The sequence below is a fragment of the Mesorhizobium sp. M0239 genome, assembly GCF_040321815.1.
Classification (GTDB): domain Bacteria; phylum Pseudomonadota; class Alphaproteobacteria; order Rhizobiales; family Rhizobiaceae; genus Mesorhizobium.
This window is the reverse complement of the sequence record NZ_JAMYSG010000015.1, coordinates 147,572-166,246: the sequence shown is the minus strand read 5'-3', so window position 1 is coordinate 166,246 and position 18,675 is coordinate 147,572. Positions and strand designations below refer to the sequence as shown.

The 18,675-nt window shown below is 64.0% G+C and carries 15 protein-coding genes and 2 pseudogenes; 12 read left to right on the top strand and 5 right to left on the bottom strand.

Features of this window, described 5'->3' with window-relative positions:
* Positions 1-82: 82 nt before the first annotated feature.
* The 3 genes and pseudogenes from NKI99_RS17875 to NKI99_RS17865 form a co-directional block, all read left to right on the top strand.
* A pseudogene (locus NKI99_RS17875) lies at positions 83-889 on the top strand (SulP family inorganic anion transporter); the annotation flags it as partial.
* 154 nt (positions 890-1,043) lie between these two features.
* Complete coding sequence (locus NKI99_RS17870; RefSeq protein ID WP_128305273.1) at positions 1,044-2,735, top strand: FAD-dependent oxidoreductase; 1,692 nt, start codon at positions 1,044-1,046, stop codon at positions 2,733-2,735.
* Positions 2,725-3,033: a UBP-type zinc finger domain-containing protein gene (locus tag NKI99_RS17865; protein WP_164893051.1), complete on the top strand. Its 309-nt coding sequence runs from the start codon at positions 2,725-2,727 to the stop codon at positions 3,031-3,033. The genes NKI99_RS17870 and NKI99_RS17865 overlap by 11 nt, the downstream gene beginning before the upstream one ends.
* Before the next feature lie 84 nt (positions 3,034-3,117).
* Here the strand turns inward: NKI99_RS17865 and NKI99_RS17860 are convergent, their stop codons facing one another.
* From NKI99_RS17860 to NKI99_RS17850, 3 genes are all read right to left on the bottom strand, one after another.
* A complete protein-coding gene (locus NKI99_RS17860; RefSeq protein WP_352611566.1) occupies positions 3,118-3,489 on the bottom strand; it encodes a YkvA family protein in 372 nt (123 codons plus the stop codon).
* Positions 3,490-3,579: 90 nt separating this feature from the next.
* The gene (locus NKI99_RS17855; protein WP_013528612.1) at positions 3,580-3,762 is read right to left on the bottom strand and encodes a hypothetical protein; all 183 of its coding nucleotides are present in this window, start codon (positions 3,760-3,762) and stop codon (positions 3,580-3,582) included.
* A gap of 127 nt (positions 3,763-3,889) precedes the next feature.
* Positions 3,890-5,875, bottom strand: coding sequence for a BTAD domain-containing putative transcriptional regulator (locus NKI99_RS17850; RefSeq protein ID WP_352611570.1), 1,986 nt, complete (start codon positions 5,873-5,875; stop codon positions 3,890-3,892).
* A 254-nt stretch (positions 5,876-6,129) separates the two neighbouring features.
* Here NKI99_RS17850 and NKI99_RS17845 point away from each other — a divergent pair, with 254 nt between their 5' ends.
* The 8 genes from NKI99_RS17845 (at position 6,130) to NKI99_RS17810 (ending at position 14,976) form a co-directional block, all read left to right on the top strand.
* Entirely contained in the window at positions 6,130-7,218 is a 1,089-nt protein-coding gene (locus NKI99_RS17845) for a PLP-dependent cysteine synthase family protein (RefSeq protein WP_352554382.1), read from the top strand.
* A gap of 12 nt (positions 7,219-7,230) precedes the next feature.
* Positions 7,231-8,718: a pyridoxal phosphate-dependent decarboxylase family protein gene (locus NKI99_RS17840; RefSeq protein ID WP_352611565.1), complete on the top strand. Its 1,488-nt coding sequence runs from the start codon at positions 7,231-7,233 to the stop codon at positions 8,716-8,718.
* 49 nt (positions 8,719-8,767) lie between these two features.
* Positions 8,768-9,124, top strand: a complete 357-nt coding sequence (locus NKI99_RS17835) for a hypothetical protein (RefSeq protein WP_023814183.1) — start codon at positions 8,768-8,770, stop codon at positions 9,122-9,124.
* A 124-nt stretch (positions 9,125-9,248) separates the two neighbouring features.
* Positions 9,249-9,620 (top strand): hypothetical protein, encoded by a 372-nt coding sequence (locus tag NKI99_RS17830; protein WP_023814184.1) that lies wholly within the window; start codon positions 9,249-9,251, stop codon positions 9,618-9,620.
* A 115-nt stretch (positions 9,621-9,735) separates the two neighbouring features.
* On the top strand, positions 9,736-10,146 hold the full coding sequence (locus NKI99_RS17825) for a (4Fe-4S)-binding protein (protein ID WP_352611564.1): 411 nt from the start codon (positions 9,736-9,738) through the stop codon (positions 10,144-10,146).
* Between the two features lie 41 nt (positions 10,147-10,187).
* Positions 10,188-10,358, top strand: a complete 171-nt coding sequence (locus NKI99_RS17820; RefSeq protein ID WP_352611563.1) for a CDGSH iron-sulfur domain-containing protein — start codon at positions 10,188-10,190, stop codon at positions 10,356-10,358.
* 309 nt (positions 10,359-10,667) lie between these two features.
* Complete coding sequence (locus NKI99_RS17815; RefSeq protein WP_352611562.1) at positions 10,668-12,710, top strand: hydantoinase/oxoprolinase N-terminal domain-containing protein; 2,043 nt, start codon at positions 10,668-10,670, stop codon at positions 12,708-12,710.
* Between the two features lie 97 nt (positions 12,711-12,807).
* Positions 12,808-14,976 (top strand): malate synthase G, encoded by a 2,169-nt coding sequence (locus NKI99_RS17810; protein WP_352611561.1) that lies wholly within the window; start codon positions 12,808-12,810, stop codon positions 14,974-14,976.
* A gap of 66 nt (positions 14,977-15,042) precedes the next feature.
* On the opposite strand, the gene NKI99_RS17805 is transcribed toward NKI99_RS17810, so the two are convergent.
* Together NKI99_RS17805 and NKI99_RS17800 are read right to left on the bottom strand one after the other, a co-directional pair.
* On the bottom strand, positions 15,043-15,582 hold the full coding sequence (locus NKI99_RS17805) for a DnaJ domain-containing protein (RefSeq protein WP_127296986.1): 540 nt from the start codon (positions 15,580-15,582) through the stop codon (positions 15,043-15,045).
* A gap of 277 nt (positions 15,583-15,859) precedes the next feature.
* A pseudogene (locus tag NKI99_RS17800) lies at positions 15,860-16,762 on the bottom strand (YifB family Mg chelatase-like AAA ATPase); the annotation flags it as partial.
* Positions 16,763-16,854: 92 nt separating this feature from the next.
* Between NKI99_RS17800 and NKI99_RS17795 the strand changes: the two are divergent.
* Positions 16,855-18,642 (top strand): recombinase family protein, encoded by a 1,788-nt coding sequence (locus NKI99_RS17795; protein WP_352611569.1) that lies wholly within the window; start codon positions 16,855-16,857, stop codon positions 18,640-18,642.
* The last annotated feature ends 33 nt before the right edge of the window (positions 18,643-18,675 follow it).

Sequence of the window (18,675 nt, the reverse complement as noted above, 5' to 3'; positions counted from 1 at the left end):
GCCTCCAATCCAGCCAGCATCTTGAATCACAAACATCCGGCTTTGGGAATCCTACGATTCTCTCAAAATAGGAATCGCTCTAGGCGTGGCCGCGGTTGGCCTGCTCGAAAGCCTGCTGACGGCGTCCATTGTCGACCAGATGACCGACACAAAAAGCGACAAGAACCGTGAATGTGTTGGCCAGGGTATCGCCAACTTCGTAACCGGGTTCCTGGGCGGCATGGCCGGTTGCGCCATGATCGGCCAGTCGGTTATCAACGTCAAATCTGGTGGACGCACGCGGCTTTCCACATTTGTGGCCGGGGCGTTCCTGTTGTTCATGCTCATGTCGCTCGGCGACTGGCTGCGCGTCATTCCCATGCCGGCCCTGGTCGCCATCATGATCATGGTATCGATCGGCACGTTCAGCTGGTCTTCTCTGAACGATCTCAGGAAGCACCCCCGTCGTTCAAGCATCGTCATGCTGGCGACAGTGATCACCGTGGTCGGGACCCACAATCTCGCGCTTGGTGTCGGGGTGGGCGTGCTGCTCTCGGGCATCTTCTTCGCTTGGAAGGTGTCGCAGATTTTCCGCGTCACCTCGACCCTCAGTGGCGACGGCGCGGAGCGCCATTACCTTATCGAGGGCCAGTTATTCTTCGCTTCAGCGGAGGACTTTCTGAACGCGTTCGATTTCAAGGAGCGCCTCAAGCGCGCCGTCATCGACGTCACTCACGCTCACATCTGGGACCTCACTGGCGTCGGCGCAGTCGACACCGCCGTTCTCAAGTTCCGCCGCGAGGGCGTCGAGGTGGAGGTGGTAGGTCTCAACGAGGCCAGCGTCACCATCATGGACAAACTTGCCATGCACAATGAGCCGGGTGCTTTGGAACGAGTCTTCAGCCACTGACGAAGGCCTTCCGACTGAGGTTCTTCGGCTGGTGTCTCGGTTTGGATCCTCGCCCGAGATGACGACGGCGTGGTGTCTACCAGCCAGACCTCCCCTCCTGGTCAGGGCTCCAACAACCGCTTCAAACTCCGCGCCCGCTTCGCTACGCTCAACCATGGCTCAATCCACCACCCAGATCTTCGGTGCCCGCCGCGACCAGGCGTTCCCCACGCTGGCCGAGGTGGACATCGACCGCATGCGCCGGTTCGGCGAGGCCAGCGCCTATGCGGCCGGCGAGAACATCGTCACGGCGGGCGATGTAGCGCCCGGTCTGATCGTCGTGCTGTCGGGCAGCGTGGATATCACCCAGGACGGGGGGCTCGGCCGGCACGAGACGATCGTCACCCACGGTCCAGGCAGCTTTGTCGGCGAACTGGCGCAGCTTTCGGCCCGTCCCTCGCTGGTCAATGCGCAGGCCGCCGAACCGGTGGAGGCGTTCGTCATCGCCTCGCAGCGGCTGCGCGACCTGATGGTGCAGGAGGCCAATCTCGGCGAGCGCATCATGCGGGCGCTGATCTTGCGCCGCGTCGGGCTTTTGGAGAGCGCCACCAGCGGGCCGATCATCATCGGACCCCAGGACAATGCCGACGTGTTGCGGCTGCAGGGTTTCCTCGCCCGCAGCGGCCAACCGCACCGCGTGCTCGATTCAGACAGCGATCCCTGCGCCAAAACCCTGGTAGAACGCTTCGAGGTCGATCCGCACCACCTGCCGATCGTGCTCTGTCCAAACGGCAGGCTGCTGATGAACCCCGGTGAAAAGGACCTCGCCCGCTGCATCGGCCTGCTGCGGCCGATCGATGCCGATACGGTGTATGACGTGGCCATCGTCGGCGCCGGCCCGGCAGGGCTGGCGGCGGCGGTCTATGCGGCATCCGAAGGCCTGTCGACGATCGTGCTCGATTGCCGTGCCTTCGGCGGACAGGCCGGCGCCTCCTCGCGCATCGAGAATTATCTCGGTTTCCCCACGGGCATTTCGGGCATGGCGCTGATGGCGCGCGCCTACAACCAGGCGCAGAAATTCGGCGTCGAAATGGTGATCCCGGACGAGGCGAAGCTTTTGAGCGCCGCCGCCGACGTGTCAGGCGCCCGCTATCTGCTCGATGTCGGCGACGGCGAGACCGTGCGCACGCGCAGCGTGGTGATCGCCAGCGGCGCGCGCTATCGCCGCCTCGACATCGCCAATCTGGCGCGGTTCGAGGGGACGTCCGTGCATTACTGGGCGTCGCCCATCGAAGGTCGGCTTTGCGCGGACCAGGAAGTGGCGCTGGTCGGCGCCGGCAATTCGGCCGGACAGGCGGCCGTCTATCTGGCCAGCCATGCGCGGAAGGTGGCACTGCTGGCGCGCGGCGGCAGCCTCGATGCCAGCATGTCGCGCTATCTGGTCGAGCGCATCCGGGCGCAGCCGAACATCGAGGTGCTGACCGGGACCGAAATCGAGGCTCTGGAGGGCGAAGAGGGCAATCTTGCCACAGTGCGCTGGCGCAACCGCGCCAGCGGCGCGAAAACGACGCGCTCGATCCGCCATCTTTTCCTGTTCATCGGCGCTGACCCGAACACCGACTGGCTGGCGAACTGCGATGTGGCGCTGGACGCCAGGGGTTTCGTGCGCACCGGATCGGACATAGGATCGACGCAGATGGAGACCAGCCGCAGCGGCGTGTTCGCCATAGGCGACGTCCGCGCCGGCTCGGTCAAACGGGTCGCGGCGGCTGTCGGCGAAGGCGCCCAGGTGGTCGCGGCATTGCATGCATATCTCGCTCGCGGCAACGCCGACACACCTCGAATGGCAGGAGAGCATGATGGATGAATGCAGACATACGCGCGACATCAGGAAGGTGACGCCGAGCGCCCTCGGCTGCGAGGAATGCCTGAAGAGCGGGTCGCAATGGGTGCATCTGCGGCTCTGCCGCACCTGCGGCCATGTCGGCTGCTGCGACGACTCGCCCAACCGCCACGCCACCAAGCATTTCCACGCCACCCAGCATCCGATCATCGAGGGCTACGATCCGCCCGAAGGCTGGGCATGGTGCTATGTCGACGAGGTTTTTATCGAGCTTGGCGACGATGTGACCCCGCAGAACGGTCCGATCCCGCGCTTTGTTTGAGCGACGCCAGATGGCGAAGGAATCCCGAGGCGCGATCCATCCGGGCTTTCTTGGCGGCAGCCTCCCTGCTGAACGGCTTGGCAGTCAGTCGGCGAAATATAGATATCCCAGCCAGCCGGCCAGCACGATCGAGGCCGCCCAGATACAAACAATGATCACCGCCGCGCTACGGCTCACGGGCCTGTCAGCGGCAAGGGCAGCGGCCTCCCTGTGTTCCGCCATCACCTCGGGCGGTATCATCCTGACCACGGCAAGGACGCCCGGGACAAGGATGACGTCGTCGAGATAGCCGATCACCGGAATGAAATCGGGGATCAGGTCGATTGGCGACAAGGCATAGCCTGCAACACACACGGCAAGCGCCTTGGCATACCAAGGCGTTCGGGGATCGCGAGCGGCGAGGTAGAGCGCATGCACATCGCGCTTGATCGTTCGGGCCCACTCATTCAGTGCCATCGGATGATTTTAACGCCAAATGAAAACCGCCGATAGCGCACGCCCGGCGCCCGCCTCCGGGAGCGTCTCGAAGAACCGATGACCGCTGGTCTACCGCACGGAGCCGGTGACGGTCGGGTCGATCATGCTGGGAACGGACTTGCGTTCGTTTCCGGCAAGCGCCGCTATGATCAGCAGGCTGGCAACCACCGGGACAAACAGGATGGCGACGCGAGCTTGCACGTAAAAGATGGCGCGCCATTCATTGCGCTTGTCGGGGCTGTTGCTCATCATACTCACTTTGTCGGTCCCCCACGCGGTGACATAGCCGCGAACGGTTAAACAACTCCTTCCGACTTCGTTAACCCAGCGGAATTGAGGCGAAATTCCCAAGCGATGCCCCAGATGGCGATGCCAGGCTTCAGTTCAGCCCGATAAGCCTGGCGCCCTGCCGGAACAGCGCCACGGCATCCGGCTCGAAGCGGAAGGTGCCGATGAAATCGTCGGCGCAATAGTCCGGCCTTGTCTTGCGAATGGCGGCGGCGAAGCCGCGCGCCTCGTCGAGCCGTCCGGCCAGCGCCAGGCAGTGCGCGGCGATCGCCAGTATGATGGCGTGGGCGTTGGGCCGCGCCGCCGCCTTCAGCGCCCATTCGGCCGCTTCCTCGAACTGGCCGAGCCGGACATGCGCCATGGCGCGTGCGCCCAGCATGCCGAACAGCAGCGGGTCGAACGGGCTGAGATGGCGCGAATGATCGGAAGAGCCTATCGCCGCTCGCGGGTCGCCCGACTGCGAATGCACGAAGGACAGCGCGTAGTGGCCGAGCGCGAAGTTGGGGCTGAGATCGACAGCCCGTTCCAGTTCGAGTAGCGAACCGTCCTGCTCGCCGCGCAGCCACAGCGCCCGGCCCATTGCCCAATGCGCGGCCGGATTGTGGTCGTCGACCAGCAGGCTGTGTCCGGCGCTCTCGAAGGCCAGCGCGCTTTCGCGGTCGCGGTCGCCCCAGCGCTGGAAGGCGTTCTGCCAGTGGGTGAAGGACAGGCCGGCATAGGCGCGGGCAAAGGTCGGGTCGAGCTGCAAGGCCTGGGCAAAGAAATGCCGCGCCTGCTCGTTTTCGGCCTGGGTGAAGCGGTACATGTGCCAGAGTCCGCGATGGTAGGCCTCCCAGGCGTTGAGCGAGCTGGGCGCCTTCAGCATGGCGCGGTTGCGCTCGACTGTTTCGATCTCGGCCGAGATCGAGGAGACGATGCTGTTGCCGATGTCGTCGAGCACGGAAAAGATGTCATCGGGCCTGCGCTCGAAGGTCTCGGCCCAGACGATCCTGGCGCTGCGCACCTCGATCAGTTCGACGCTGACGATGAGGCGGCCGGACGGGCTGCGCACGGTGCCGGTGGCGACATAGTCGACATTCAGCCGGCGGCCGGCATCCTCGGGCGCGATGTTCTGCTCTGCCAGCGCAAACACCGATCCGCGCGCGATGACGAAGAAGTCCCTGAGCTTGGCCAGGCGGGTGATGATGTCGTGGGTGAAACCGTCGGCCAATCCGCCGCGTCCGCCGCCGACCTCCTCGACAAACGGCATCACCGCCAGCGAAGCATGGCTGGGCTCGACCGGGCCGGGTGCGGTCGGCGTGGCCACCAATGGCGATAGTGTGGACAGGCAGGCCGTCCGAAGCGAGATGCCCGACTGTCGGTCACGGATCGCCCGCCAGGCCGCGCGAAGCGGTGCGAAATCCAGTTCTTCCGATTTGAACAACTGTTCTGCCGCCGCCAGATGCTCTTCAGCCGCGCCGATCTCGCCGCGTCCGGCCAGACCTGCCAAAAGTGCCGCATGTGCACGCCGGTCGAACGGCGCCAGTTCCACCCATGTGTCGAGATGGGCGATCGCCTCGTCGCTGTCTGCCGCCAGGCTGCCGACGAGTTGCTCCAGCACGGCGACGTGGCACGAGTGGAAGCGGCGGCGCTGCGCGGTCAGCCAGCTGTTGAAATGCGGGCTGCGCTCGAGCTCCAGCCCATCGAGGAAATCGCCGGCAAACAGTCTGGCCAGCGCCCGCAAGCGCTCGACATCAAGGGTGCCGAGCCCTTGCGTGGCGGCCTGGCTCACCTCCAGCGCATCGACCAGGCAATCGCTCAGATCGAGTGCGACCGTGTCGCCCTGTGTCGCAACCCGGTGTCGGCCCACCGCGTCGAGCGCGCTCCGCAGCTTGCTCAGGCACCAGCGCAGTTCTCCCCTTGGGTCGTTCGGCACATCCCACAACAACTCGCACAGGCGACTGCGGCCGACCGGATGCGGCGCCAGCGCCAGATAGGCGAGCAGCGCGCGCAGCTTGCGTGACGCGGGGAGGGCTACCGGAGCGCCGTCGTGGGAGATCATCAGCGGCCCGAGCAGGCGCACCGACAGGTCCGGCATGTCGCCGTCCAGCCTCGATCGGTTGGATTCCACGTGCGTTTCCACGCCTGCTCCCACGCTGGCCTGTCGGCCTCTCCTGTATCACCAAACACGACACGGCGCATCCGGCAGCGGATTTCAGCGCCGGATACAGCCATTGCCGCTGTGCGGCATGTCAGTCCTAGCGCGGCAAGGTCACCAAACCTCGCCGCCCAACCCGCTGGCTTGTAACCGGCCCGTGAAGACAAAACACGATGACAATCAGGGAGACCAAGATGTTGCAGCAGCAGAAGATCAGAACCACGGCCGGGCGCGGCCGCCTGTTCGACAGCATTCTCGACACCGTCGGCGACACGCCGGTGGTTCGCATCAACAATCTCGGACCGTCCCACGCGACGATCTACGTCAAAGCCGAGTATTTCAATCCCGGCGCCTCGGTGAAGGACCGGCTGGCGCTCAACATCATCGAGGAGGGCGAGCGCAGCGGTGCGCTGAAGCCGGGCCAGACGGTGGTCGAGGCGACCAGCGGCAACACCGGCATCGGCCTCGCCATGGTCTGCGCGCAAAAGGACTATCCGCTGGTCGTCACCATGGCCGACAGTTTTTCGGTCGAGCGCCGCAAGCTGATGCGCATGCTGGGCGCCAAGGTGGTGCTGACGCCGCGCGCCGAAAAAGGTTTCGGCATGTACAAGAAGGCGGTGGAACTGGCCGAGGCCAATGGCTGGTTCCTTGCCCGCCAGTTTGAAACAGCGGCCAACGCCGCCATCCACGAGGCAACGACGGCGCGCGAGATCGTCAATGATTTCGCCGGCTCGCGGCTCGATTGCTTCGTCACCGGCTATGGCACCGGCGGCACGGTGGTCGGCGTGGCGCGCGTGCTGCGCCGCGAGCGTCCGGAAACCCGCATCGTGCTCTCCGAGCCGGCCAACGCGCAGCTCATCGGCAGCGGCAAGGTGCAGCAGCGCGGCACCGATGGTGCCCCGGCCGCCAGCCATCCAGCCTTCGAGCCGCACCCGATCCAGGGCTGGACGCCGGATTTCATCCCCAACGTGCTGCAGGAGGCGATCGACACCAGCCTCTATGACGAGGTGATGCCGATCGCCGGGCCCGAGGGCATCAAATGGGCCAGAGAATTGGCGCGGAAAGAGGGCATCTTCACCGGCATTTCCGGCGGCGCCACCTTCGCCGTGGCGCGGCAGGTCGCGGAGAAGGCGCCGGCCGGCGCGGTGATCCTGTGCATGCTGCCCGACACCGGCGAGCGCTACATGTCGACACCGCTGTTCGACGGCATCGAGGCCGAGATGGATGCCGACGAGACTGCCCTGTCGCGCTCGACGCCCGGCTGTCAGTTTCCCGCGGCTTGACGGAGATCCGTCATGGACGCCATGCAAGAAAACCTCGGCCTGGTGGCCGAGGAAACGCTCGATCCCCTGGACTGGGCCGATGTGCAGGCCCTGTCGCACCGGGTCATCGACGATGCGGTCGATTATCTCCGCGATGTGCGCGACCGCCCGGTCTGGCGGGAGATGCCGGCCGATGTGATAAAGGCCTTCTCGGCGCCGCTGCCGCGCTCCCCGGCGCCGCTGGATGCTGTCTATGCCGAGGTGTCCCGCACGGTGATGTCCTATCCGATGGGCAATATCCATCCGCGCTTCTGGTCCTGGTATATGGGGTCGAGCAACTTCACCGGCGCGCTCGGCGATTTCCTGGCGGCTATCCAGGGCTCGAACCTCGGCGGCGGCAACCACGCCGCCGGGCTGATGGACAGCCAGGTGGTGAACTGGTGCAAGGAGATGCTGGGCTTTCCAGCTTCTGCCGGCGGCACGCTGGTCAGCGGCGGCTCGATGGCCAACATCATAGGGCTGACCGTGGCGCGCAACGTCAAGGCCGGCATCGACGTGCGTGAGCACGGTGTCGCCGCCATCGAAAAGCCGCTGCGCTTCTACGGCTCGGAGCAGATACACTCGTGCCACCGCAAGGCGATGGAGGCACTCGGCCTCGGCAACCGGGCACTGCGCCGCATCCCGACCGATGCCGGGCTGCGCATCGATATCGCTGCCTTGCGTGCGGCGATCACCGAAGACCGCGCGGCAGGGTTCAAGCCGGCCTGCGTCATCGGTACGGCCGGCACCGTCAACACCGGGGCGATCGACGATTTGCAGGCGCTTGCGAAGCTGGCACATGAGGAAGGCCTCTGGTTCCATGTCGACGGCTGCATCGGCGCGCTGATGGCCATTGCGCCTGAAAATGCCCATCGCGTCGCCGGCATCGAACGGGCGGATTCGGTCGCGCTCGATCCGCACAAATGGCTGCACGCGCCATTCGAGGTCGGCTGCGCCCTGGTCAGGGATGCCGCCGCGCATCGCGGGGCCTTCGCTGTGACGCCGGAATATCTGGAATCGATGCCGCGCGGCCTCGCTTCCGGCGAATGGTTGCACGACTACGGCCTGCAGACGTCGCGCGGTTTTCGCGCGCTGAAGGTGTGGATGGCACTGAAGGAGCACGGTGTCGAGAAATTCGGCCGCCTGATCGACCAGAACATTGCTCAGGCCGTCTATCTTGCCGGCCTGATCGAGGCCGCACCGCGGTTGCAGCTGGCGGCATCGCCGACCGTCAACATCGTCTGCTTCCGCTATCAGCCCGGTCTGACAGGCGAGGCTCTGAAGGCGCTCAACACGGAGATCATGCTGCGGCTGCAGGAACAGGGCATTGCGGCCCTTTCGGACACCACGGTGCATGGCGAGCACTGGTTGCGCGTGGCGATCACCAACCATCGCACACGGCGCGAGGATCTCGACCTTCTGGTGCATGAAACGGTGCGGCTGGGGCATGACATCGCAACGCAGGGTTCCGCGCCTTCCTAGTTACGGGCAGGCATGCGATTCTGCCGCGATGATTCGGGAGATCCAGGCCGTGACGCTGTTTCGTATGGTTGCACTGGCAGCGCTGGTCTTCACCGCCCCGGCGCAGGCCGCCGACATGGCCTTTTTCGTCAAGAACCTGCGCAAGGAATCTGTCGCGGTCGAGCTGTTCAGCCGCGACCGTGAGACGGTCTGGCCGGGCAATGACAAGGTGTTCCTGATCGAACCCGAGTCGCAGAAATCCGTGCCGCTGTCCTGCAATCAGGGCGAACATATCTGCTACGGCGCCTGGGCCGACGGCAATGACAGCATCTCCGCCGGCGTCGGGCCGGACAATGACCAGCCCTGCGACACCTGCTGCTTCATCTGCGTGGAACATTCCACCGAGACGATCGATCTGGTGCCGTAGAGCGCGGAAGTTTCGTTGGACCCAAATTAAGTCGGGGATCGGCCCGTCCGGTCCACTTCCGCGATTCAGCGCTGCATGCAATGGTCGCCCCGCGGCCGGGTGGGCCGCTTGTTCGGGGGTTATCATGTTTCATGCCTATGCGCGCCGCATGCTGGCCGCGCTGTCCTTCGTCATGCTGGTTGCGTCGGCGGCGCAAGCCGACGATGTCACCTTCGCCATCAAGAACAGCCACCCCAACGCCATGCGCGTCGAGCTCTACAGCCAGGATCGCGACTATGTCTGGCCGGGCGAGGACAAGGACTACGTCCTCGACGACGGCGAGACCAAGCAGCTGCCGATATCCTGCAACGCGGGCGAATCGATCTGCTACGGCGCCTGGGTCGATGGCGATGAGGGCACCTATTGGGGCGTCGGTCCAGGCAACACGGAAAAATGCGAAGATTGCTGCTACACCTGCAACGGCGGCGAGACCGAGGAGATCGAGCTGGTCCCCTGACCGGTTTGCCAGCTTGACGGTCTTCGGGCCGGAAGCCATGGCCTGTGCAAATACCCAGCGCGCGCCGCCTCGAACTGTTCAGACGCGACGCGCTTCAGGCAAAAGGAGCTCAGCTATGGCCGGCATGGTCGAAAGCGACAAGATCGACGTCGGGTTTTCCGGCAAGCGTTGCCTCCATTCGCGCAACTGCGTGCTCGGCGATCCGAATGTCTTCGTGCCCAACGCGCCGGGCCAATGGATCCATCCCGAGGCGGCCAGCGTCGAGAAGATCGTTGCCATCGCCGAAAGCTGCCCCTCGGGCGCCATGACCTACATCAGGAAGGATGGCGGGCCGCAGGAGCAGCCGCCGGTGGTCAACACCGTGCGGCTGCGCGAAAACGGCCCGCTGGCGGTACACGCCGGGATCGTGCTCGACGGCGAGACTTCTTATCGTGCCACGCTCTGCCGCTGCGGCGCCTCGGAAAACAAGCCGTTCTGCGACGGTAGCCACAACAAGTCAGGTTTTGCCGCCACCGGCCACCGCTGAAGGACACGCTGGCGCTCGAAGCGAGGAATGGTCCGCTGAAAGTGACGCCGACCACCAATGGCCCGCTCAAGCTAGAGGGCAATCTCGAGATCGTCACCGGAACCGGCCATACGGTCGACCGTACGCAACGCGCCTTCCTCTGCCGCTGCGGCCATTCCGCCAACAAACCGTTCTGCGATGGCACGCACAAGAAGGTGGGGTTTGTGGGGTAGCTGTTTTGGCCGGCGGGACAGCACCCCCCTCTGTCCTGCCGGACATCTCCCCCGCAAGGGGGGAGATTGGCAGTTTCCGCCGGCGGCGCCCTTTTCGGCATTGAAGATTGGCGAAAGCGGGGATGACATCCGATCTCCCCACTTGCGGGGGAGATGCCTGGCAGGGCAGAGGGGGGTGCTGTCCCGCCGACCTCGCTTGTTCACCACCACCAACCTACCTACCGTGGCCCAGCGCTCGCGGCTTTATCGTCCGCTCCGTATCGGCTAAGGGCAGGGACAAATAAATTGCCACCCGGACCGCCGCCAAAAATGACAGCCAAGACCAAGCCAAAGCCGCTGTTCCTCGGGATCGACACCGGCGGCACCTATACCGATGCCGTGTTGTGGTCTGAGACGGAAGGCCCGCAAGAGGGGCCGAACAAGGGCAAGGTGCTGGCCAAGGCCAAGGCGCTGACCACACGGCATGACCTCGCCGTTGGCATTTCCGGCGCCGTCGACGCGGTGCTGCAGAAAGCCGGCACCGATCCCGCCGCCATCAAATTGGTGTCGATGTCGACGACGCTTGCCACCAACGCGCTTGTCGAGGGCCAGGGCGGCCGCGCCGCGCTGGTGATGATCGGCTTTTCCGAGGGCGACCTCGCCCGCGACGGGCTGAAGGCCGCGCTCGGCACCGATCCGGTGGTTTTTTGTCCGGGCGGCCACGATGTGCACGGCAATGCCGCCAAGCTCGATCTGTCTGGACTGGAGGCGGCGTTGCCGGAACTCGGCGCCTCGGTGTCCGGCTTTGCCGTCTGCGCCTATTTTGCCACCCGCAATCCGGCGCATGAGATCGCCGCCCGCGAGTTGATCCGCGAAAAGACAGGCCTGCCGGTCACATCGAGCCACGAGCTGTCGGCCAAGCTCGGCGGCCCGCGCCGGGCACTCACCACTCTGCTCAACGCCAGGCTGATCTCAATGATCGACCGGCTGGTGGCGGCAACCGAAGGCTTTCTCCAGGCGCGCAACATTGCAGCCCCGCTGATGGTGGTGCGCGGCGACGGTGCGCTGGTTTCGGCAGCGTTTGCCCGCCAGCGGCCGATCGAGACCATCCTGTCCGGCCCGGCCGCCAGCCTGGTCGGCGCCCGCCACATGACCGGGCTCGACAATGCCATGGTGTCCGATATCGGCGGCACCACCACCGACGTCGCCGTGCTCGATGACGGCCGTCCCAGGCTCGACCCGGAAGGCGCCACCGTCGGCGGCTTCCGCACCATGGTCGAGGCCGTCGCCATGCGCACCTTCGGCCTCGGCGGCGATTCCGAAGTGGCGCTGGAAGATGGCGCGCTCAACCCGAAGATCCTGCTCGGGCCGCGCCGCCTGGTGCCGTTGGCGCTGGCCGGCATGGCGCACGGTACAGCTGTCACCTCCGAACTCGAACGCCAGCTGCGGGCGCCCAATCCCGGCCGCATGGACGGCCGCTTCGCGGTGCGCACCGGCGTGCCGGACCGGCTCGCCGCCGGCCTGACCGGCGCCGAAGCCAGGCTCTACGAGCTGATCGGTGCCGTGCCGCTCGCCGTCGACAGGCTTTTGAGTTCCAACGCGCAGAACGCGACGCTGAACCGGCTGGTGTCGCGCGGGCTGGTGCATGTCGCCGGCTTCACCCCGTCGGACGCCGCCCATGTGCTGGGCAAGCAGGCGAACTGGGATCCCATCGCCGCGCGCCTCGGCGCCGAACTGTTCGCCCGCAAGCGTGACGGCCGTGGCCAGAACATCGCCGCTTCGCCGGAAGCGATTTCGGAACGGGTGCTGGTGACGCTGACGCGCTGGTCGGCCGAATATATCCTCGAGACCGCCTTTGCCGAGGATGGGCTCGATGGCGCGTCGACGGTGGCGCACGCCCTGGTGCAGCGCGCGGTCGACGCGCATCCCGGCATCGCCCGCCTGAGCGTTGCGCTCGACCGCCCGGTCATCGGCCTCGGCGCCTCGGCGCCGCTGCACTATGCCGGGCTGCCGCCGCTGATCGGCAATGACTGCGTGGTGCCCAGGGATACCGATGTCGCCAACGCGCTCGGCGCCGTCGTCGGCCAGGTCAGGGTATCGGCCGAGGCGCGGGTCAGCCAGCCCATGGAAGGGCTGTTTCGTCTCGCCTCGGGCGAGACCGTGCGCGATTTCCTCGACGAGGCGACGGCGATCGCGGCGGCCGAGGCCGATGTCCGCGCCATCGTCGCGGAGCGCGCCAGGGATGCCGGCACCGACAGCGCCGAGATCGACGTCGCCACCGAATTCCGGGTCTCGACCGTCGAAGCCCAGCGCATGTTCATCGAGGCGCATGTCGTGGCCGTGGCCTCGGGAAGGCCGCGCATTGCGGTTTGAGCGGGGCGGCGAAATACGCCACCTTCACCTAAGCTGAATTGACCCGGCAAACCTGACATGCCAAAGGCCCGCAAAGCCTTTCATCTGGAGTAGCCTGATGACCGACCGCATCGAGATCGCCGGATTGCGGATTGCCCGCGAGCTGCATGAGTTCGTGGCCAGGGAAGCGCTGCCGGGCACGGAGATCGAAGCGGACGCCTTCTGGAACGGTTTTTCGGCCATCATCCATGATTTGGCGCCGAAGAACCGGGCGCTGCTGGCAGCGCGTGACGCCATCCAGGAACAGGTAGATGGCTGGTATCGCGATCACGGCGCGCCGGTCGACATGGAGGCCTACAAGGGCTTCCTGAAAGAGATCGGCTATATCGTTCTGGAGGGCCCGCCCTTCAGCGTGTCGACCGACAATGTCGACCCCGAAATCGCTGATGTTGCCGGACCGCAGCTGGTCGTGCCGGTGATGAATGCGCGCTATGCGCTCAACGCCGCCAATGCGCGCTGGGGTTCGCTCTACGATGCGCTCTACGGCACCGATGCCATCCCCGAAACGGCGGGCGCCGAAAAGGGCAAAGCCTTCAATCCGGCGCGCGGCGCCAAGGTCGTTGCCTGGACGAAGACCTTCCTCGACGAGGCTGCCCCGCTCACCTCGGGCAAATGGGCCGGGGTCAACGGTCTGTCATTGGCGCAAGGCGCCCTGCGGCTAAGCGCCGGCGCCGGCTCGACGACGCTGGCCGACCCCAGGCAATTCGTCGGCTATCGTGGCGATGCCGCCAATCCCGATACCGTGCTGCTTGTGCGCAACGGCCTGCACATCGAGATCGTGATCGACCGCAACAACCAGATCGGCCGCACCGATCCGGCTGGCATCGCCGATGTCATCCTGGAATCGGCGCTGACCACCATCCAGGACTGCGAGGATTCGATCGCCGCGGTGGATGCTGAGGACAAGGTCGTCGTCTACCGCAATTGGCTCGGCCTGATGAAGGGTGATCTGGCGGAAGAGATCACCAAGGGCGGCAAGAGTTTTGTCCGCAAGCTCAATCCCGACCGCTCCTACACCGCGCCCGCCGGCGGCACGCTGACCGTGCCCGGCCGTTCGCTGATGCTGATCAGGAATGTCGGCCACCTCATGACCAACCCGGCGATCCTTGATCACGACGGCAACGAGGTTCCGGAAGGCATCTTGGATGCTGCGATGACGGCGCTGATCGCGCTGCACGATGTCGGGCCGAACGGCCGCCGCGCCAATTCCCGCGCCGGCTCGATGTATGTCGTGAAACCCAAGATGCACGGGCCCGACGAAGTCGCTTTCGCCGTCGAGATCTTCGACCGTGTCGAGGCCCTGCTCGGCATGGCCAGAAGTACCATCAAGATGGGCATCATGGACGAGGAGCGGCGCACCACCGTCAACCTCAAGGAGGCGATCCGCGCCGCAAAAGAGCGCGTCGTGTTCATCAACACCGGCTTCCTCGACCGCACCGGCGACGAGATCCACACCTCGATGGAAGCCGGCCCGATGATCCGCAAGGGCGACATGAAGCAGGCCGCCTGGATTTCCGCCTACGAGGCATGGAATGTCGACATCGGGCTGGAATGCGGTTTGGCCGGCCACGCCCAGATCGGCAAGGGCATGTGGGCGATGCCCGATCTGATGGCTGCGATGCTGGAACAGAAAATCGCCCATCCCAGGGCCGGCGCCAACACCGCCTGGGTGCCGTCGCCAACGGCGGCGACGCTGCATGCCACGCACTATCACAAGGTCGATGTCCATGCCGTGCAGGCCGCACTCAAGAACCGGCCCAAGGCAAAGCTCGACGACATCCTGTCGGTGCCGGTCGCGGTGCGGCCGAACTGGTCGCCTGAAGACATCCAGAAGGAACTCGACAACAACGCGCAGGGCATTCTTGGCTATGTCGTGCGCTGGATCGACCAAGGCGTCGGCTGCTCGAAAGTGCCTGACATCAACGATGTCGGCCTGATGGAAGACCGCGCCACGCTGCGTATTTCCTCACAGCACATCGCCAATTGGCTGCACCACGGCGTGTGCAGCGAGGACCAGGTGATGGCGACGATGAAGCGCATGGCTGACATCGTCGACCGCCAGAACGCGGGCGTCCCGCTTTACCAGCCGATGGCGGCCGACTTTGACAAGTCGATAGCCTTCCTCGCCGCCTGCGACCTGGTCTTCAAGGGCCGCGTCCAGCCCAACGGCTACACCGAGCCGGTGCTGCACGCGCGGCGGCTGGAACTGAAGGCGCAACTGAGCTGAAGAGCCCAGTCCCTGCCGTGAATGGAGCGGCAGGTCTTCGGCCTGGCTTCCTCCGGAGGTGAGGCGTCAGGAAGCTGTATGGTCCAGGAGCCGGATGGTGGGATCGCGACGGTGTTCGGAGTTGACCCTATCGACGCCTTCCACCGTAATCGCGATTGTCCCGTTTTCCACTCTTGCTATCCAGCCCTTCGCTTTCAGATACCAGAGATGAAATTCGAGATGCTCTCGCGGACAGCCTGACAAGCGTTCGAGCTCCACATCTCCGATCCCGGGATTGCTGACGTCGTGCCGGCGCTTCGCGTAAAGCAGCGACAGCAGCCTGGCCTGGATCACGACATCCCGCTCGACGCCCTTGGTGCTGCTGGCTTCCTCGGTCAGCTCGCGGCGAAGGCCGGCATGGTCCTTGTACGCGATGTCGTATTGAGCGCGTTTGACCGGATCCTTGAGCGTGTTGTGGGCTTCCACGATTTCACTGAAGCGGGCTTCATCGCCGGTTTCGCGATTGTCGGGATGATAGCGCATCGCAAAATAGCGAAATATGCGCTCCAGCGTTTCCGAATTGGCGTTCGGGCTAACTTCCAAAACTTCGTAGTAGTCAATGAACATAGCGGGCTCCCCGACCGGAACCATATTCGCATTGTCTAAATAAGGAATGTCCAATGCAGAGACCAAGACTTTGGTCCGGCGTCGATGACATCCACGCTTCTGGAAGAGGAAGAAAATGGCCGGCGCCCGCTCGGTGGGGCCGTTGGGTGGTGAGGACGCCGGCCAAGCGGACAATCAGGTCCGCCGCACCGTGGAGATGATCGATTCGCAGAGGCGGTGTTATGGCGTGATCGCGGAAGGCAATGTGGCGAGGTCGGCTTGTCGGGCGGCGAGTGACCTACGCCGCCTGCGCCATCCGCTCCGAGCTCATGCGGTAGGAGATCGCTTCGGCCAGATGGATTCGGCCGACGGTTTCGCTGGCGTCGAGATCGGCAAGCGTCCGTGCCACCTTCAGCACACGGTGATAGGCCCGCGCCGAAAAGGCGAGCTTTTCGCTGGCGTCCTTGAGCAGCGACAGGCCGGCGACGTCAGGCATGGCGATTTCCTCGATGATCGACGGTGAGCAATGCGCGTTGGTGGTGGCGCGGGTGGCGCCGAGCCGCTCGAAGCGTTCGCGCTGGATGGTGCGGGCGCGTGCCACGCGCATCGCCACATCGGCGCTTTTCTCCGCCCGGTCGGGCCGGATCAAGTCGCTGGCCGAGACCGCCGGCACTTCGATCCTGAGATCGATGCGATCGAGCAGCGGGCCCGAAATGCGCGCCTGATAGTCGGTGCGGCAACGCTCGCCGCGCAGGCAGCGATAGCCCGGCTCGCCGGCCATGCCGCAGCGGCACGGGTTCATCGCCGCCACCAGCTGGATACGCGCCGGATAGGTGACGCGATGGTTGGCCCGCGCGATCATGCAGTCGCCGGTCTCCAGCGGCTGGCGCAGCGCATCGAGCGTCTGCGGCGTGAACTCGGGAAACTCGTCGAGGAACAGCACGCCGTGATGGGCCAGCGACACCTCGCCCGGCCGCGCGCGGATGCCGCCGCCGACCATCGCCGCCATCGAGGCCGAGTGGTGCGGCGCGCGGAACGGCCGCCGGTCGGTCAGCTTGCCTTCGCCGAGTTCCCCCGCCACCGAGGCGATCATCGAGACTTCGAGCAATTCCTTCGGCGCCAGCGGCGGCAGGATCGACGGCAGCCGCTGCGCCAGCATCGATTTGCCCGATCCTGGCGGTCCGATCATAAGGATATTGTGCCGTATTAAAGTATTTAATGACCCACATTCTCAAGATAGTGAGTTATATTAAATGTGCGGGCGGCGGTTGATGATAGACATCATTGTAGAGTATTAATCCTCCAATCTGGAGGTTTCCCCTGACAAAGCCGCTCGCTTATTCCTACGTCCGCATGTCGACCGATATCCAGCTGAAAGGCGACAGTTTGCGGAGGCAATCGGAGCGGTCGAAGAAATATGCCGAGGATCACAATCTCCAACTCGTCGAGGACTTCCGACTAGAGGACATTGGCGTCTCAGCTTTCAAGGGTGACAACGTCTCCTCAGGCGCGCTTGGTAAGTTTCTGGACGCCGTCAAAGCAGGCAGGATTCCGAAGGGGTCATACCTGCTTGTCGAGTCGTTTGACCGTCTGTCACGCCAAAAACTGAATGCCTCGGTGGCGCTGTTCTTCGATATCACATCGAACGGTATCAACCTCGTCACTTTATCGGACAACCAGCTCTACAAAGCCGGGGAAGCTGAGTTTGCACAGCTGATCATGTCGATCGTTGTGATGGCTCGTGCAAACGAGGAATCTGAAATCAAAAGCCAGCGTCTGTCGGCTGCGTGGGGCGCCAAACGAAGGGCAATCGGCGACAAGAAACTGACCGGACTGTGCCCGGCTTGGTTGGAATTATCGGACGACCGAAAGAGTTTTCGCGTGATCGACGATCGAGCACAGATCGTCAGGCGCATATTCGAAGATAGTGCAAGCGGCCAAGGGTCGTTTGTCATCACGCGACGGCTGAACGACGTGGGCATACCGGCCTTTGGTAGGTCGAATGGCTGGGTGCAGTCGTACGTCACCAAGATCCTTCAGACCCGCGCTGTCCTCGGTGAGTTTCAGCCTCACACCAAGCAGAATGGGAAACGGATACCGTTTGGCGACCCGATTCCTGGCTATTATCCGCAAATCGTCGATGAAGAACTGTTTCTCCGAGCGCAATTCGCCAGGGGTAAACGCCGGATAGAAGGCGGGGGGCGTAAGGGAGAAGCGCTGCGCAACCTGTTCACACACTTGGCTAAGTGCGGGTACTGCGGCGCGCCTATGCATTTTCTCAACAAGGGATTTGGACCGGGAGGCGGAACATACCTGAAGTGCAGTCAGGCATTACGTGGACTGGATTGCGTTTCAACCCCATGGCGCTACCAAGATTTTGAGAGGTCGTTCTTTCTTTACGTCAAGGAGATCGATCTGGGTGAAATACTTGCTGCATCGGCCACTAAATCGGAAGCAATCGCCTTGGATGACCGACTGACTTCGCTGAAGGAGAAACGTCATCAGTTAGAGGTTCAACGGGAGCTAACCTACGCCCTTATAAATCAGGCGATTTCGATCGATTTCGTGTCGGCAAAACTGAGGGAATGCGAAAACGATCTAGCCGGAGTCGACGTGCAGATCACCGACGTCGAGCTGCAGCTGTCTGAATTCCGCGAACAGCAGTCGATTTCGCCTGATGAGCTGCACCGGCTGATTGACCAACTTCAAGAGACCGAAGGCCCCGACGCGTTCGCGCAGAGGACGATGCTTGCCGGCCGCTTGCGCGATATCGTCAGCGACCTGCGATTAGACATTGAAGGCACTAAACCCCGGTTGAAGAAGGCGGAAGCGCTCTTCGATCAGGCAGCCACCAATCCGTTAGAGCGCCAGAGCATTCTCGAAGTGATCGAACGAACCAACATTGAGGCAAAACGATATAACCGCAGCTTCACGGTCGTTCTTGCCGACGGCATCTCACGCAAAATCGTGCTGAACAATGACGACCCAACGGATTTCGTCGCCGAGGTCACCGTGGATGCGGCAGGCAATCCGGCTGGCAGCGATCGGGGCGCCGACCTGGAAACGCTTTTTGGTCCCTAGGCTTTGCGACGAAAAGCATTCTTCACACGTGTC

Excerpts from the sequence above, each read along its gene's own strand:
- NKI99_RS17870 (WP_128305273.1), top strand. The coding sequence starts at position 1,044 with ATGGCTCAATCCACCACCCAGATCTTCGGTGCCCGCCGCGACCAGGCG.
- NKI99_RS17865 (WP_164893051.1), top strand. The coding sequence starts at position 2,725 with ATGATGGATGAATGCAGACATACGCGCGACATCAGGAAGGTGACGCCG.
- NKI99_RS17860 (WP_352611566.1), bottom strand. The coding sequence starts at position 3,489 with ATGGCACTGAATGAGTGGGCCCGAACGATCAAGCGCGATGTGCATGCG.
- NKI99_RS17855 (WP_013528612.1), bottom strand. The coding sequence starts at position 3,762 with ATGATGAGCAACAGCCCCGACAAGCGCAATGAATGGCGCGCCATCTTT.
- NKI99_RS17850 (WP_352611570.1), bottom strand. The coding sequence starts at position 5,875 with ATGCCGGACCTGTCGGTGCGCCTGCTCGGGCCGCTGATGATCTCCCAC.
- NKI99_RS17845 (WP_352554382.1), top strand. The coding sequence starts at position 6,130 with ATGTTGCAGCAGCAGAAGATCAGAACCACGGCCGGGCGCGGCCGCCTG.
- NKI99_RS17840 (WP_352611565.1), top strand. The coding sequence starts at position 7,231 with ATGGACGCCATGCAAGAAAACCTCGGCCTGGTGGCCGAGGAAACGCTC.
- NKI99_RS17830 (WP_023814184.1), top strand. The coding sequence starts at position 9,249 with ATGTTTCATGCCTATGCGCGCCGCATGCTGGCCGCGCTGTCCTTCGTC.
- NKI99_RS17825 (WP_352611564.1), top strand. The coding sequence starts at position 9,736 with ATGGCCGGCATGGTCGAAAGCGACAAGATCGACGTCGGGTTTTCCGGC.
- NKI99_RS17815 (WP_352611562.1), top strand. The coding sequence starts at position 10,668 with ATGACAGCCAAGACCAAGCCAAAGCCGCTGTTCCTCGGGATCGACACC.
- NKI99_RS17810 (WP_352611561.1), top strand. The coding sequence starts at position 12,808 with ATGACCGACCGCATCGAGATCGCCGGATTGCGGATTGCCCGCGAGCTG.
- NKI99_RS17805 (WP_127296986.1), bottom strand. The coding sequence starts at position 15,582 with ATGTTCATTGACTACTACGAAGTTTTGGAAGTTAGCCCGAACGCCAAT.